The sequence below is a fragment of the Pseudoalteromonas fuliginea genome, from assembly GCF_000690055.1.
GTDB classification, from domain to species: domain Bacteria; phylum Pseudomonadota; class Gammaproteobacteria; order Enterobacterales; family Alteromonadaceae; genus Pseudoalteromonas; species Pseudoalteromonas fuliginea.
In genome coordinates this window covers 18,374-33,401 of record NZ_JJNZ01000013.1, presented here as the reverse complement: position 1 = coordinate 33,401, position 15,028 = coordinate 18,374, and the positions used below count along the sequence as shown (strand labels likewise).

General features: G+C 40.4%; 11 protein-coding genes and 1 riboswitch. Of the genes, 6 read left to right on the top strand and 5 right to left on the bottom strand.

The features are described 5' to 3' along the window. Nucleotides 1-301 precede the first annotated feature (301 nt). Nucleotides 302-2,155, top strand: a complete 1,854-nt coding sequence (locus DC53_RS15770) for a TonB-dependent receptor plug domain-containing protein (RefSeq protein WP_033028734.1) — start codon at nt 302-304, stop codon at nt 2,153-2,155. Nucleotides 2,156-3,082: 927 nt separating this feature from the next. Here the strand turns inward: DC53_RS15770 and DC53_RS15775 are convergent. Beyond that, nucleotides 3,083-3,346 carry a YkgJ family cysteine cluster protein gene (locus tag DC53_RS15775; protein ID WP_008134548.1) on the bottom strand — a complete coding sequence of 88 codons (264 nt, stop codon included), beginning with the start codon at nt 3,344-3,346 and terminating at the stop codon, nt 3,083-3,085. 169 nt (nt 3,347-3,515) lie between these two features. Between DC53_RS15775 and DC53_RS15780 the strand changes: the two genes are divergently transcribed. The 3 genes from DC53_RS15780 (at nt 3,516) to DC53_RS15790 (ending at nt 8,965) form a co-directional block, all read left to right on the top strand. Next, nucleotides 3,516-4,694: an efflux RND transporter periplasmic adaptor subunit gene (locus tag DC53_RS15780; protein ID WP_033028733.1), complete on the top strand. Its 1,179-nt coding sequence runs from the start codon at nt 3,516-3,518 to the stop codon at nt 4,692-4,694. 2 nt (nt 4,695-4,696) lie between these two features. Continuing rightward, a complete protein-coding gene (locus DC53_RS15785; protein WP_033028732.1) occupies nt 4,697-7,846 on the top strand; it encodes an efflux RND transporter permease subunit in 3,150 nt (1,049 codons plus the stop codon). A 228-nt stretch (nt 7,847-8,074) separates the two neighbouring features. Further along, nucleotides 8,075-8,965: a dienelactone hydrolase family protein gene (locus DC53_RS15790; RefSeq protein WP_033028731.1), complete on the top strand. Its 891-nt coding sequence runs from the start codon at nt 8,075-8,077 to the stop codon at nt 8,963-8,965. Nucleotides 8,966-8,977: 12 nt separating this feature from the next. On the opposite strand, the gene DC53_RS15795 is transcribed toward DC53_RS15790, so the two are convergent. Further along, on the bottom strand, nt 8,978-9,916 hold the full coding sequence (locus tag DC53_RS15795) for a LysR family transcriptional regulator (RefSeq protein ID WP_033028730.1): 939 nt from the start codon (nt 9,914-9,916) through the stop codon (nt 8,978-8,980). A gap of 133 nt (nt 9,917-10,049) precedes the next feature. Between DC53_RS15795 and DC53_RS15800 the strand changes: the two genes are divergently transcribed. Continuing rightward, nucleotides 10,050-11,075, top strand: a complete 1,026-nt coding sequence (locus DC53_RS15800; RefSeq protein ID WP_033028729.1) for a zinc-binding alcohol dehydrogenase family protein — start codon at nt 10,050-10,052, stop codon at nt 11,073-11,075. Between the two features lie 361 nt (nt 11,076-11,436). Continuing rightward, a complete protein-coding gene (locus DC53_RS15805) occupies nt 11,437-12,093 on the top strand; it encodes a nitroreductase family protein (RefSeq protein ID WP_033028728.1) in 657 nt (218 codons plus the stop codon). Between the two features lie 80 nt (nt 12,094-12,173). On the opposite strand, the gene ribB is transcribed toward DC53_RS15805, so the two are convergent. The 3 genes from ribB to greA form a co-directional block, all read right to left on the bottom strand. Beyond that, complete coding sequence (gene ribB / locus DC53_RS15810; RefSeq protein WP_033028727.1) at nt 12,174-12,827, bottom strand: 3,4-dihydroxy-2-butanone-4-phosphate synthase; 654 nt, start codon at nt 12,825-12,827, stop codon at nt 12,174-12,176. Between the two features lie 246 nt (nt 12,828-13,073). Continuing rightward, nucleotides 13,074-13,245, bottom strand: a riboswitch (FMN riboswitch). Between the two features lie 76 nt (nt 13,246-13,321). Further along, on the bottom strand, nt 13,322-14,380 hold the full coding sequence (locus DC53_RS15815; protein ID WP_033028726.1) for a S66 family peptidase: 1,059 nt from the start codon (nt 14,378-14,380) through the stop codon (nt 13,322-13,324). A gap of 158 nt (nt 14,381-14,538) precedes the next feature. Then, nucleotides 14,539-15,015: a transcription elongation factor GreA gene (greA, locus tag DC53_RS15820; RefSeq protein WP_007375825.1), complete on the bottom strand. Its 477-nt coding sequence runs from the start codon at nt 15,013-15,015 to the stop codon at nt 14,539-14,541. Between the last annotated feature and the right edge of the window lie 13 nt (nt 15,016-15,028).

The following is a 15,028-nucleotide window of genomic DNA, read 5'->3' as shown; positions in this document are numbered from 1 at the left end:
AAAATAGTGTTCTATTATAGCGCCAAGAAAATAGCGCAATAACAAGGCGAAAATTATGACATATAGTTGTTCTATATAAATAATTTTTAACGCAGTGAGTGCGCTATTTAATACGATAGAATGACCATGTTTTTAATAAAGTCGGTATTACGTAAATGGTTATCAAATGCAGTTATTAACAAATTAATGTACAATCGCGCACAAAATGACTGCTGTTACATTTAGTTATTTTATCATGCTCAAATATAAGCTTTGAAATTAATTGTAACCGCAGCTACAAATAAAAAATGATGAGAAACACATGAATCGCACACCACACCTTATAATACCTGCAATATTATGCAGCGTTACTGCATTTGCTAATGCTAATACGCTATCTGATGAGTCGGCAATCGAGAAAATAACGGTTGAGGCCTCACCCACTGCAAATAAGTTGCCAGTAGGTACATTCGACTCGCCTATTTCTAATTTAGAATATGACCCTCGTGTTGACCTTCAATCGCGTAATATGGCTGAGGCGCAGGCTGATGTAACTATACGCGGCGGTATTTTCGAAAACACCGGTTTTAGAGTAGGAAGCGCTACCCTGCTTGACCCGCAATCTGGTCATTATTTTGCTGAAATCCCCATTGCACCGCAAATGCTAAGCGGCCCAGATGTTTTAACCGGTGCCGATAACGCACTTTACGGTATGAATAGCTCTGTAGGTACGGTTTCATTTGGTTGGAAACCGATTATTACTGGCGGTAGTGTATCCCTTGGTACTGGTACAAACGACTTTAATCTGCAAAGTATTCACGCTGCTAAAAACACACAACTTGATAGTTTAGCTAACTATACTCTGGGCTTTGAAGGTGAGTATTCTCATTCGCAAAGTGATGGCACCATTGATAATGGCGATCATGACTTTTCGCGTGCAGCGGGTCGCGTTCAATTAGCTAGCGAGCACAGCCAAACAGATTTATTTTTTGGCTCACAAGATAAGTTTTTTGGCTGGCCTAACTTGTACACCCCTTTTGGCGTTAACGAAACTGAAGATTTAGAAACCCGTCTTTGGATACTTAATCACAAGCAAAACTACGCTGGTAACAGCAACTTTGAAGTATCTTCTTATTATCGTACCCATGACGATCACTATATTTACTCGCGCGAAAATCCTAGTGCATTTGAAGCTTTTCATAAAAGTGAAGTTAAATCGCTTGGACTTTCGGGTCGTCATGCACAAAGTGATGCACTGGCAATAAATTACTCTGCACAATTTATTGATGACTCGATTGAATCAACCACACTTGAAAACAACTTTACCTCTCGTAAGTATTATAAATTAAGCGTATTGCCTGAATACAAAATGGCGCTTGAGGATAATAAACAACTTACCTTTCGTTTAGGCGCAGCCTATGACGATACAAATCGTGATGATGCTGAAGTATCAGCTATTGGTGACATAACCTTAAACACCCAAAATAGTGACGGCACAGCGCAAACTCTTTACTTATCATACGCGCAGGCGAGTCAAGTTGCAGGCTACACAGCCATTGGCGGCAGTGATTCAGGCGGGTTATTTAGAAGTAACTACAACCTTGAGCGCGAAACCACATCAAACTTGGAGCTAGGTTTATTACTTGAAGAACAAAGCTGGCAGTTAAACTCGGCTATTTTTTATCGAAAAGATAATAACTTAACCGATTGGACCTTTAATTTTGATTCAACTTCAGCGCGCTTTGCAAACCCAGTTGATATTGATACTGCAGGGGTTGAATTTTTAGCGACTAAGCACTTTGATACAGCAAAACTTATAGCAAGCTACACCTATTTACATAAATCAGAAAACTACGGCGCAGCCGATATTGATGCCAGTTTTTACGCGTTAAACTTTCCTGATCACCGTTTAACACTTGGCGCTGTTTACAACCCAACTGATATTTTAGAATTTAGAATAGATAACGAATGGCGTACACAACACAAAAATACACTTAGAAACGGCAATGACAACGCGTTATTTACCCAGCTAACGCTTAAAATAACGCCGCCACAGTTGAGTAATTTATTTATCACCTTAGCAGCAGATAACTTATGGGATGAGTCGTTTGAAGAAATACCAGGTACACCTGGGCGCGGTGAGCAATATACGTTAAGCGCAACGTATAGTTGGTAACCATTAACGTAAGCAAGCTTCACGTCTACAAAACAACCACAAACCTACACCTTGGCGGTAGACGTAGAGCTTGCTCGCGTGAAAAGCGCAGCTTTTAATTATTTAGAGTCCAGCGACTTTTACCGTCTTTGTGAACCTTATTGACGGGCAATGCCCGTAACGTAAGCAAGCTTCACGTCTACAAAACAGACACAAACCTACACCTTGGCGGTAGACGTAGAGCTTGCTCGCGTGAAAAGTGCAGCTTTTAATTATTTAGAGTCCAGCGACTTTTACCGTCTTTGTGAACCTTATTGACAGGCAATGCCCGTTACGTAAGCAAGCTTTACGTCTGCAAAAACAGACACAAACCTCCACTTTGGCAGTAGACGCAGAGCTTGCTCGCGTGAAAAGCGCAGCTTTTAATTATTTAGAGTCCAGCGACTTTTACCGTCTTTGTGAACCTTATTAACAGGCAATGCCCGTAACGTAAGCAAGCTTCACGTCTACAAAACAGACACAAACCTACACTTTGGCGGTAGACGCAGAGCTTGCTCGCGTGAAAAGCGCAGCTTTTAATTATTTAGAGTCCAGCGACTTTTACCGTCTTTATGAACCTTATTGACAGGCAATGCCCGTTACGTAAGCAAGCTTTACGTCTACAAAAACAGACACAAACCTCCACTTTGGCAGTAGACGCAGAGCTTGCTCGCGTGAAAAGCGCAGCTTTTAATTATTTAGAGTCCAGCGACTTTTACCGTCTTTGTGAACCTTATTGACGGGCAATGCCCGTTACGTAAGCAAGCTTTACGTCTGCAAAAACAGACACAAACCTACACTTTGGCGGTAGACGCAGAGCTTGCTCGCGTGAAAAGCGCAGCTTTTAATTACTTAAAATAAATACACAGTAATAAATAAGTGTAAATATATGTGTATTTTAATAGCTCACTAAGTGAGCTCTTCGAGCTCTGTAATAAGCGCTAGAGCTTGTGCATTTGTTGACCCGCACACATCAAACGTGGCGCTAAAATCGCTACACACTTTAGGCCGACTTTCATCACCAAATAACTTACATAAATTACGTTCGTCCAGCTGAATACAGCGCTCTCCGGCTTTTTTACCATTTGGCATACCTGGAATAGGCGAACTAATACTTGGCGCAATACAACATGCGCCGCAGCCTAGCCTGCAATTCATCGATTCGGTTTTCATAATTTCCTCTGAATAAAAAACACTTACTTTAATTTCTTTTTAGGAACTTAATTAGTCGCATAGCGAGTTGTAACACACATATGTAATGCTTTGTTACATCTTAAAACAGCTTGTAAACACTTTATTGCGTATTATTGCTCTGTCACCACCAATTATGAAGGAATGCCTTGTGGCTACTACAAAACAAATAATACTCCCAATCGCTGTTTTAGCAGGCGGCATTGCGCTAGCTATAGCCTTTAAGATGATGAAACAGCCACCTGAAGAAAAGCCAGAGCAAGATTTACGTCCTTTAGTAGCAACACAAAGCGTACTTTTAGATTCTATAACGCTCGATGTTAAATCGTACGGCATTGTTAAACCAAAGGACCGTACCGAGCTGATAGCACAAGTTAGCGGGCAAGTTATTTCGGTATCAGATCAATTTGTTGAAGGCGCGTTTGTAAAGCAAGGCGATATTTTAGCACGAATTGATGCAAATGATTACGAGGCAGACTTTATTGAAGCGCAAGCAGGTTTAGCACAAGCAAGCTCTGCACTTGAAATAGAACGCGCACAAGCACATGTAGCAAAAGCTGAGTGGGAGCGTATTAAGTCAGACTCAAGCGACGCTATTGCATCAGAACTTTATTTACGAAAACCACAGCTGGCAGAAAAATTAGCGCGTTACCGCTCTGCTCAAGCAAGTGTTAAGCGTGCTAGCCGCAATCTTGAACGTACTTATATTAAAGCCCCTTATGATGCCATTATTAATGAGCGCACAATTAGCTTGGGGTCAGTAGTAAACCCAGGTAATAGTTTTGGTGCATTGAGTGCAACCTCAGTTGCAGAGGTACGTTTACCGGTTGCCGATCAAGAACTGCAATATTTAAAAAATGGCGGCGTAGGCTCAAATGTTACATTTAACGCAGAATACGCGGGTAAGCAAACAATGTGGCAGGCCAAAGTAATTCGCACCGAAGGTGTGGTTGATCAAACAAGCCGTATGAGCTACTTGGTTGCACAACTTGCAACACCTTATGGCGATAAAACACGCCCTCTTCGTTTTGGTTCGTACATTAACGCTACCATTGAAGGTCGCCCACTTGATAACGCAATTATTGTTGCGCACCACTTAGTTAAAGATAATAAAATTGTAATTTTAAATGACGATTTAACATTGTCGTTTAAAACTCTCAATATTATACGCGAACAAAACGGCATGATTATAGCCAGCCAAGGGTTAAAAAATGGCGAGCAAATTGTTACCTCAGCGCTTGAATACCCAACTGAAGGTATGGCAGTAAAAGTTGAAGATATTGCGCCTGATAAAACTGATGTAACTCAACTTGCGCTGAAAGAGGAATAATCATGAACACTCGTGAAACAGGGTTAATAGCATGGTTTGCCCGAAATCCCGTTGCAGCCAACCTACTAATGATATTTATATTAGTGGGCGGTATTTTAATGGCGATGACCATTCGCAAACAGATGTTCCCACAGTTTGAAAGTAACTGGATAAGCGTACAAGCAGTTTACCCAGGGGCTGCCCCGCAAGAGGTTGAAGAAGGCATAACCATAAAGGTTGAAGAAAACCTCGAAGGTATTGAAGGCATTAAACGCCTAATTACTTACTCTAACCGTGGTTTTTCACAAGCCTGGATTGAAATAGAAGAACAATACAATCCACAAGAAGTACTTGATGAAATTAAAGTACAAGTTGATTCAATAAACACCTTTCCTGCGGGGATGGAGCGCCCTGTTGTGCGCCGCGATAAGTTTGAACAAGAAGTAATGATACTCGCGCTTTACGGCGACATGAGTAATTACCAGTTAAAAGAGCTTGGCAACGATATAAAAGACGAGCTACAAGCACTGCCTCACGTGAATCTTGTTAATTTTAACGGCGGCTTAGAATACGAAATTGGTATAGAAGTCAGCCCCGATAAACTGCGCGAATATGGCTTAACATTTAGAGATATTGCAGGCGCGGTGCAAAACTTTTCGGCAAATATGTCGGCGGGGCAAATACGCTCTGAAAATGGTTATATTTCGATGCGTGTTGAAAAACAAGCCTACCGTGGTTTTGAGTTTGAAAAACTGCCACTTATTACCCTTGCTGATGGCGCACAAATTTATTTAGGCGATGTAGCAACTATTAATGATGGCTTTGAAGAAGGTCTACAATATTCAAAATACAATGGTAAAAATTCACTCTCGTTTGAAGTAAACGCATCAAAAGATCAAGACATTACCGATGTAGCAAAAGTCCTTAAAAGCTACATGGCAACTAAAGAGCCACTTTTACCTGCAGGCGTTAAGCTCTCTCCTATTGTTGATTTAACTTACTACCTTGAAGGTCGACTCGATATGATGGTCGATAACATGATTTGGGGTGGCTTGTTAGTAATGATAGTGCTGGCACTATTTTTACCGCTACGCTTAGCATTTTGGGTAATGATGGGCTTACCGGTGTCTTTTCTGGGCGCCTTTTTGTTTATGCCTATTGGCTTTTTAGATGTAACAATTAACCTAGCCTCTCTTTTTGCCTTTATACTTGTACTCGGGATTGTTGTTGATGACGCCATAGTTGTGGGCGAGTCAGCCAGTGCCGAAATAGAAAAATACGGCCACACACTTGATAACGTAGTACGCGGTGTTAAACGTGTTGCGATGCCAGCGACCTTTGGTGTACTAACGACTATTGCGGCATTTTTACCACAAACACTCGCAACCGGCCCTGGTGCTGCTTTTTCTAAAGCCATTGGGGGCGTTATTATTTTATGTTTGATTTTTTCACTCATTGAATCAAAACTAATTTTACCTGCGCATATTGCAGCAATGAATCCACGTAAACCAAACCCTAAAAATCTATTACATCGCTTACGTATGGTGATTGATAGCAGCTTAAAAGGCTTTGTGAATAACTACTACCTTCCTTTTGTTAGCCGCTGTATTCATTATCGCTATACAGTGATTGTCGGCTTTATGTGTTTGCTTATTGTAAGCGCAGGTATGTTCGCAGGTGGTTTAGTTAAGTTTGTACCAAACCCTAAAATACCGCACGACTTTCCGCGTATTGATATCGAAATGAACCTTGCTTCATCTGAGCAAGCAACGCTTGAAACAGCGCGTAAAATAGAAAGCGTGTTATTAAAGGTCGATCAGCAACTACAAGAGCAATACGGTAAACCGATGATCCGCGATTTATCAGTAAGTCTACGTGGCCGAACGCAAGCAAATATTATGGCCATTTTGGTAGAGCCTGACTTACGCCCTATCGATACCTTTGCCCTAAGTGCATTATGGCGTGAGCAAATGCCCGCCCTACCAGGCATTAAAACCATGACCATTCAAGACAGTATAATGAATGGCGGTCGAGATGATGGTGACGTTAGCTTTAAACTTGAAGGCAAAAATGCTGACGAGCTAAAAGAAGTGGCTGGTAAATTAAAAGCCAAATTACAAACAATGGAAGGCGTTGGCGACGTAAACGATTCAATGCAAAGCGCTACCGACGAAGTGCAACTTGATTTAAAACCACTCGCTTACAGCATGGGTTTAACGCTTGCTGATGTCGCATCGCAAGTTAGCTTTAGTTACTACGGCTTAGAAGCGCAGCGAATATTGCGTGAAGGCGAAGAAATTAAAGTCATGATTCGCTACCCTGAAGACGAACGTAATTCAATAAGTGACATCGCAAGTGTGCGTATTATTACGCCTACAGGCGCTGAAGTACCACTTAGCGAAATAGCCGAAGTTAAACTGGTTGACGGTGTAAACCGTATTCGCCGCGAAAACTCTAAACGTACTGTAAACGTATGGGCTGCGGTAAATACCGACCAAGCCGAACCATTTGCAATTGCAGAAGAAATTCGTGATGAATACTTACCAACATTACTTAAAAGCTACCCTGGCGTTACAAGTGATGTAGCTGGGCGCATTCAAGAAGAAATGGATAGCGCTTCAGAGCAGCTTCGTGATTTTGGTATATCAATGATGATTATATTTGCCTTGTTAGCCATTCCGCTTCGCTCTTACTCACAGCCACTTATTATAATGTCGGTTATTCCGTTTGGTGTAGTTGGCGCGATGTTTGGGCATATGATTTTAGGCATGACTATGAGCAGCTTATCTATGTTTGGCATAATTGCTGTAGCGGGTGTGGTCGTAAATGATTCCCTCGTTATGGTTGATTTTGTAAACAAAGCCCGCGCCGAAGGTGTTGCAATTAAAGATGCTGTAGTACAAGCCGGTGCTCGTCGCTTTAGAGCAATACTACTCACCTCAATCACTACCTTTATTGGTGTAATGCCAATTATTTTTGAAACGAGTTTACAAGCTAAAATTGTTATCCCGATGGCTGTATCACTTGCTTTTGGTGTGTTATTTGCCACAGTAATTACACTGATACTTATACCGTGCCAGTATGTTGCACTAGAAGATGCTAAACGATTAGTTCGTAAAATGCGTGGCAAGCCGCCACTAGTAGATGCCCAACCAGCACCTACAAATAGCTAAATTAAGTAATATCCCAACCAAAAAAGCTCGGCATATTATGCCGAGCTTTTTATTTTTAGCTTAAAAATGATATTCACCTATTTGCTAATACTGTCTCTACTACCCATTGTTTAACAAGCAGGATTTATTAACAATCCTAATAATTGAGAGAGATACTGCTCGTTTTTTATCCCTAATACGTTATGGTATTTAAATAATAAATAGACATAATAAAGTTAAGGAGCAGCCATGAATACATCCCCCTCTGATCACATTCCTCAAGAAGCCTTTGATTGGTATGACGAGTACGCCCACGGTTTAATGGACCGACGTACTTTTATGAAAAAACTCGGTGGCCTTGCTGCTCTTGGCTTTTCGATGGCTGTACTTACATCAGCATTATTACCTAATTACGCATTGGCTGAACAAGTGTCGTTTAATGACGATGATATTAAAGCAACGTACGAAGAATTCGATTCGCCAGACGGGCACGGTAAAGGCAAAGGTTACTTAGCAACCCCTAAAAACATAGAAGGTAAGCTCCCTGTTGTACTCGTGGTACACGAAAACCGTGGATTAAACCCATACGTAAAGGATGTAGCAAGACGCTTAGCGAAGGTAGGCTTTATTGCATTTGCACCCGATGCGCTATTTCCACTGGGTGGCTACCCTGGCAATGATGATGAAGGACGCGCTATGCAAAAAACCATGGATCGCGCTAAAATTCAAAACGATTTTGTAGCCGCAGCACACTTTTTAAAATCGCATGCTAACAGCAACGGTAAGTTAGGCGCTGTCGGTTTTTGTTTTGGTGGCTACATTGTTAATTATTTAGCGGCAGTAGATAGTAATTTAATCAGCGCCGGGGTGCCTTTTTACGGCACTCCTGCCAGTGAAAGTTTGCGTAAAAATATTAAAGCGCCGTTAATGATTCAATTAGGCGAGCTGGATAAACGTGTAAACGCGTCGTGGCCACACTACGAACAAGATTTAAAAGCTAATAATGTTGAATACACTATGCATATGTATAAAGGGGCAAATCATGGATTTCATAACGACTCGACAGGTCGATATGATAAAGACAATGCCGAGCTTGCATGGCAACGTACCGTTGAGTTTTTTAATAAAAAGCTAAGTTGATCTGATTGCGTATTAATCCTTTAATACGCTTTTATCAATAATGCCTTTATTGACCAACTGCTGCAAAATAGCTTGGGATTTTGCCCTGCATACATCACGTAGTAAACGCACCGCAGGAGTTATTGACCGCCTACTTGGGCAAATAAGCCAAAGTTCACCATTAACATGTTGATAATCTTGCATTACAGTAACCACCCTGTCATTGAGTAAATCGTCGGCCATATCAAGAGCTGACTTAACAGCCAAGCCTTTACCCGCAACGCACCAGCGCCTTACTAAATCGCCATCGTTTGAGGCGCGTCTGCCATTCATTTTAACTTTATATTTTGACTCACCATCGGTGAATTCCCACGTATTATTTATAATATCCTGCAACTGATAAAACAAACCTTGATGCGATGCTAAATCATCAGGATGCACGGGAGTTCCGTTTTGTAAGAGATATTCGTCAGTTGCACATAACAAGCGCGGTACGTTACAAATTTTGAATCCATAAACGCTAGCATCATTAGGCGAGCCATAACGAAGCGCTATATCAACTGAGTCACGGTAAAAGTCGATATTACTATCACTTATATGCGTTCTTAAACTTAGCTTTGGATAAGTGTCCATGAGTTCATCAATCCATGGGATCACTAAGTTACGGCCTAAGTCAGATGAAAGGGCAACGCGCAACTCCCCTTCAATTTCGTCATGCTCACCTTTTAGATTTTGCTTTGCAAGCTCAAGTACAGCTAAAGCCTGCTCACATTGTGGTATGTAGCGCTCCCCAGCAGCCGATAACCTTAAATGACGTGTTGTACGAACAAATAGCTCACTACCAAGGGCTGCCTCAACACGTTTAATAGCAGCGCTTGCTGTGGCTGTACGCATATCTAACTTAGCAGCTGCGAGCGTAATACTTCTAAACTCAGCTACTTTTAAAATAAGTTTTAAATCTTCTATGTTCATATTATCTATTTTTATTTGATAATGATTCAACAATTATGCGGTTTATCTATATTAAAGCAAGGTCTACTATATATCCATCAGCTAGCCAAAGCATGGCTTGCACCTTATATGTAAACAAATTAGGACACTTATTATGAAAGCCATTGGTTATAAAAAATCTCTTCCTGTTTCTAATCCTGAATCGTTAATTGATGTTGAATTACCACAGCCAGTTGCAACAGGTCGCGATTTATTAATTAAAGTTAAAGCTATTGCAGTTAACCCAGCCGATTATAAAGTGCGCCTATATATGCCACCAACAAACGGTGAAGTAAAAGTTATTGGTTGGGATGCCGTTGGTGAAGTGGTTGCAACAGGTGAAGCTGTAACGGCATTTAAACCGGGTGATGCGGTTTATTACGCAGGTGATATTACTCGCCCAGGTAGTAATGCAGAATTCCAATTAGTGGATGAGCGCATTGTAGGATTTAAACCGCAGAGCTTAAACGATGCTGAAGCTGCTGCATTACCACTTACTGCAATAACAGCGTACGAATTATTATTTGAGCATTTAAACATTGTAAAACAAGCAGCTGATGCAAAAACAAATTCAGACGAAGTTATTTTAGTAACAGGTGCCGCAGGCGGCGTTGGTTCTATTTTTATCCAGCTTGCTAAAGCGATTACTGGTGCAACAGTGATTGCCACTGCATCGCGTGAAAGCTCACAAGCATGGGTTAAAAAACTAGGCGCAGATTATGTTGTTGATCATACAAAACCATTACCGGCTCAAATTGACGCATTAAACATTGGATCGGTAACACATGTAGCAAGTCTGCACAGTACTGATACTTACTTTGAAGCGTATACGGAGGTACTTGCACCATTTGGTAAAATTGCAATGATTGACGATCCTGAGTCATTAGATGTGAGTAAATTAAAAATGAAGAGCTTATCGCTACATTGGGAATTTATGTTTGCCCGCTCAATGTTTAATGCCAAAGATTTAATTGAGCAAAGCAAGTTACTAAATCATGTTGCTGAGTTAATTGATCAGGGCCATATTCAAACAACGATTGGTAAAAATTTAGGCATTATAAATGCGGCTAACCTGCGTATTGCACACGCAGAACTTGAAGAAGGTCGCTCTATTGGCAAAATAGTGTTGGAAGGTTTTTAATTCCATAAATACTAAACACGCGCAGCCTGAATTAATTGAAGGCACCAATGTAATTGGTGTCTTCAGCCAATATTTTGGGTGGCTATGGCTGTATTTATATTTATTAAAGAAACTATTACCTAATAATATTTGATAATGATTCAACCATATACCTGTTTATCATATTGTAATAACCCACTACTATCCGTACCTAGCTATATTGATAGGCCTTACTTTACGTAGATATCAATTGAACTAAATAAGTAGAGTGATTTAAAAACACGATATTATTTTTGTAATAAATTTTTAAAAGGGTTTGTTTTTACTAAAACTGACTCAACATAGTAAATACTGGTAAAACACCTACTCAATGGAGAAACTAATGACTCACCCTATTATTAATGACTTAGAAAAGCGTTACACAGCAAAACGTTACGATGCAACGAAACGTGTATCTCAAGACGATTTAGCCGTTATTTACGAAGCTATGCGCCTATCTCCATCATCTATTAACTCGCAGCCTTGGAAATTCATCGTAATTGAATCAGATGAGGCTAAAGAGCGTATGCATAGTACATTTGCTAATAAATTTGCGTTTAACCAGCCACATATTAAAACAGCTTCGCATATAATATTATTCGCTCACAATCCTAAATATACCCGCGATGACTACGCACAAGTTATTGATGCAGATATTAAAAATGGCCGTACTAAAGCAGAAAATCGCGAACAAGCTTTTGGTGCTTATGCATTTGTTGATATGAATACCGATGAGCAAGGTAACAATGCAACATGGACTAAAGCACAAACTTACATTGCGCTAGGTAACACCATGCATGCAGCAGCACGTTTAGGTATTGATTCAACCCCAATGGAAGGCGTAGACGCTGAACTTATTGGTGAAATCTTTGAAAAAGAGCTGGATGGCTATATTTGTGATGTAGCTTTAGTGCTTGGCTACCATGATGACTCTAAAGATTATAATGCCAAACTGCCTAAATCTCGCTTAGCAAAAGAGCAAGTTATTCAGGTTTTATAAGTAATACGTTATAAACTTAAATGATAACAATATTAAAAAACCACTTATGTAAATAAGTGGTTTTTTTGCTTTAAAGCAGTTTAACTTACTTTGCGCTGTGCAGCCTGAATGTATTGCACTAAATCTTCAATAGAAACCACGGTCATATTATGTTTATTAGCATAATCACTCACCTCAGGTAAGCGCGCCATTGAACCATCTGGATTTGTCAGTTCGCAAATTACGCCAAATGGTTTTAAGCCGGCAAGTCGCATTAAATCAACGGATGCTTCGGTATGGCCGCGACGCACTAATACGCCACCCGTTTGTGCTTTTAAACCAAACACATGCCCTGGGCGCGATAAATCACTTGGTTTGGCGTTATCGTCTGTCGCTGCTTTTATAGTAGTTACTCTATCAGCAGCAGACACGCCTGTTGTAACGCCATGCTTAGCTTCAATAGTGACTGTATAAGCGGTGTTATTTTGACTTGTGTTGTGGGTTACCATTTGCGGTAAGTCGAGCTGTTTAATGCGCTCCTCCCCCATGCATAAGCAAACAATGCCGCTGCCTTCGCGAATCATTTCGGCCATTTGAGAAGTCGTTAGGTGCTCAGCTGAAAAAACAAAGTCGCCTTCATTTTCACGGTTTTCATCATCAACAACAAGTACGCCTTGGCCTTGCTGTAGTGCAGTGATGGCGCTTTGTACGCGGGTATGGCTTTCGCCGAATTGAGTAAGTAGAGACTGAATCATCATTATATTCCAAATAAAAATAATAGATTCAGGACTGTGAAAGGATCAGTAATACATCACTTAAATTTAAAGCAATCACTACCAAAATAGCTTAAATAAAATAACAAAAAGCACGCAGCAAAATGCAGCGCACACTGTTATACCAATAACATTAAATTAGTGACTAAATTATAGCGCAAAGAAAATAGCTCACTTAACGCGATACAACGATCATGCCTTTAATAAAATTGGTTTTAGTATAATAAGCCATATTCTCTTTCATCCGGACTGTAACCGTCGGCTCTGGCATCTCACCAGATCTGCTTGACCTTTACTTAACCTAAAATAGGTTAAATAAAGCGCTCGCGGGCTCGTTTAAGTCATAAAAAACATTAAACATACCGCCGGTGGGGAATTTCACCCCGCCCTGAGAATTTACAGTAAGCATTAGCACTTACTGTAGGCATATTATACGCTTGTATTTATTTGTTTTTCAAAACTAAATACAATAAAAACTACGAAAGTTGGATATTTAACGATGCGCGATCTACTATACCTTCGTTTATATCAGCAACTAGCGTACAGGTAGCACCATTGACCAAATTTAAGTTAGGTTGAACGTGCCCTATATCCGCATCAATAATTACAGGAAATAAACACCCACCTAGCGCTACATCTAACGCATGGCGATAATCAAAGGCATCGTAATGACTTTGTGTAATTTCACTTCGCCCTAAAATCAAACCATTGATGTCGTCAAATATGCCCGCTAATTTTAATGACAGTAAAAATCGTGCAACGGTTGTCGGTGTAAGCTCTGAGTTTTCAAGGTATAGAATAAGTCCTTCAGGTGCGCTGTGCTTCTTAAACTCATGCAGCGCTAAAAATGGCGAGTCAAGCAATAAACCTACGGTATCTAAACACCCACCAAATAACCGACCAGACATTTCTATGGTACGTTTATCTGTGTAGTTTAAACATTGCCAATTTGTGGGCTCACTCGGGCTGAGTAATTCGTTCGGGTTTTGCGCGTAATCAGGCTTATTTTTTTGATATAAAGAAGAAGGACCTTGCTCAAATTTACTACCGGCTTCGTAGGTCAGAGTTTCAAATATTTGTAAGCTATACGGATTTTTTTCATCTGGGTGTAACTGCATAAGATTAGCGCTGTGAAGGGTTGCCCATTGGCACTTAGCTGTTAATGCACATGCAATAGTACTCACATCAGAAAAACCAACTAACCACTTAGGCTTTGCTTCTTTAATGGCGTTAAAATCAAGTAGTGGCAGTATCTCCATTGCCAGCTCACCACCCATCGGCGGCATAATCGCATCTATTTCATCATCAAGTAAAAAAACCATTAGCTGCTGAGCATGCGCTTTTGCGTTAAGCTGTTCACGTGGTTTGTTTTGACGTAAAAACTCCCCTTCAACAACATCATACCCTCGTTGTTTTAGTCCATTTATAACAATGTCTAATCGAGCATGGTATTTTTCTTTAAGACCTGATGAAAGCGAGCAAATTGCTATTTGTGATCCTACTTTCAAAGGCGCTGGGTAAAGTATATTAGCCATTGAGTGTTCCTTTTAATGAAGTGATTATGTACCTATATCATCATGCTTACTCTTTATGCAATATGAACACTCTTATCAGTATAGTGATTTATTTAAGGCATAAAAAAACCGATGTAATTACATCGGTTTTTATTTAAAACGTTAAAGTGAGTTATGCGTTAAAGATACTCAACTTCAATGATTTCGTACTCAACGATACCTTTTGGCGTTTCAATAGACACTGCGTCGTCCATTTGTTTACCAATTAAGCCACGTGCAATCGGTGAGTTAACAGAAATTAAGTTGTTTTTAATATCTGCTTCATCATCGCCTACAATACGGTATTTTACTTCAGCATCAGTATCTACATTTACTATAGTTACTGTGGTGCCAAAAATAACTTTGCCCGTATTTGGCATTTTAGTTACGTCGATTATCTGAACATTTGAAAGCTTCGCTTCAATTTCTTGAATACGACCTTCACAAAAACCCTGTTGCTCACGTGCAGCGTGGTACTCAGCGTTTTCTTTTAAGTCACCGTGTTCACGCGCAACAGCAATGTCGGCGATAATTTTTGGACGGGTAACTGTTTTTAATTCGTTAAGCTCTTTGCGCAGTAAATCTGCGCCACGAACTGTCATCGGAATTGATTGCATACTTTTCTCACTT

What these genes read in the sequence shown, in the direction of transcription:
- DC53_RS15770 (WP_033028734.1), top strand. Translation starts at nt 302, where the DNA reads ATGAATCGCACACCACACCTTATAATACCTGCAATATTATGCAGCGTT.
- DC53_RS15775 (WP_008134548.1), bottom strand. Translation starts at nt 3,346, where the DNA reads ATGAAAACCGAATCGATGAATTGCAGGCTAGGCTGCGGCGCATGTTGT.
- DC53_RS15785 (WP_033028732.1), top strand. Translation starts at nt 4,697, where the DNA reads ATGAACACTCGTGAAACAGGGTTAATAGCATGGTTTGCCCGAAATCCC.
- DC53_RS15790 (WP_033028731.1), top strand. Translation starts at nt 8,075, where the DNA reads ATGAATACATCCCCCTCTGATCACATTCCTCAAGAAGCCTTTGATTGG.
- DC53_RS15795 (WP_033028730.1), bottom strand. Translation starts at nt 9,916, where the DNA reads ATGAACATAGAAGATTTAAAACTTATTTTAAAAGTAGCTGAGTTTAGA.
- DC53_RS15800 (WP_033028729.1), top strand. Translation starts at nt 10,050, where the DNA reads ATGAAAGCCATTGGTTATAAAAAATCTCTTCCTGTTTCTAATCCTGAA.
- DC53_RS15805 (WP_033028728.1), top strand. Translation starts at nt 11,437, where the DNA reads ATGACTCACCCTATTATTAATGACTTAGAAAAGCGTTACACAGCAAAA.
- ribB (WP_033028727.1), bottom strand. Translation starts at nt 12,827, where the DNA reads ATGATTCAGTCTCTACTTACTCAATTCGGCGAAAGCCATACCCGCGTA.
- DC53_RS15815 (WP_033028726.1), bottom strand. Translation starts at nt 14,380, where the DNA reads ATGGCTAATATACTTTACCCAGCGCCTTTGAAAGTAGGATCACAAATA.
- greA (WP_007375825.1), bottom strand. Translation starts at nt 15,015, where the DNA reads ATGCAATCAATTCCGATGACAGTTCGTGGCGCAGATTTACTGCGCAAA.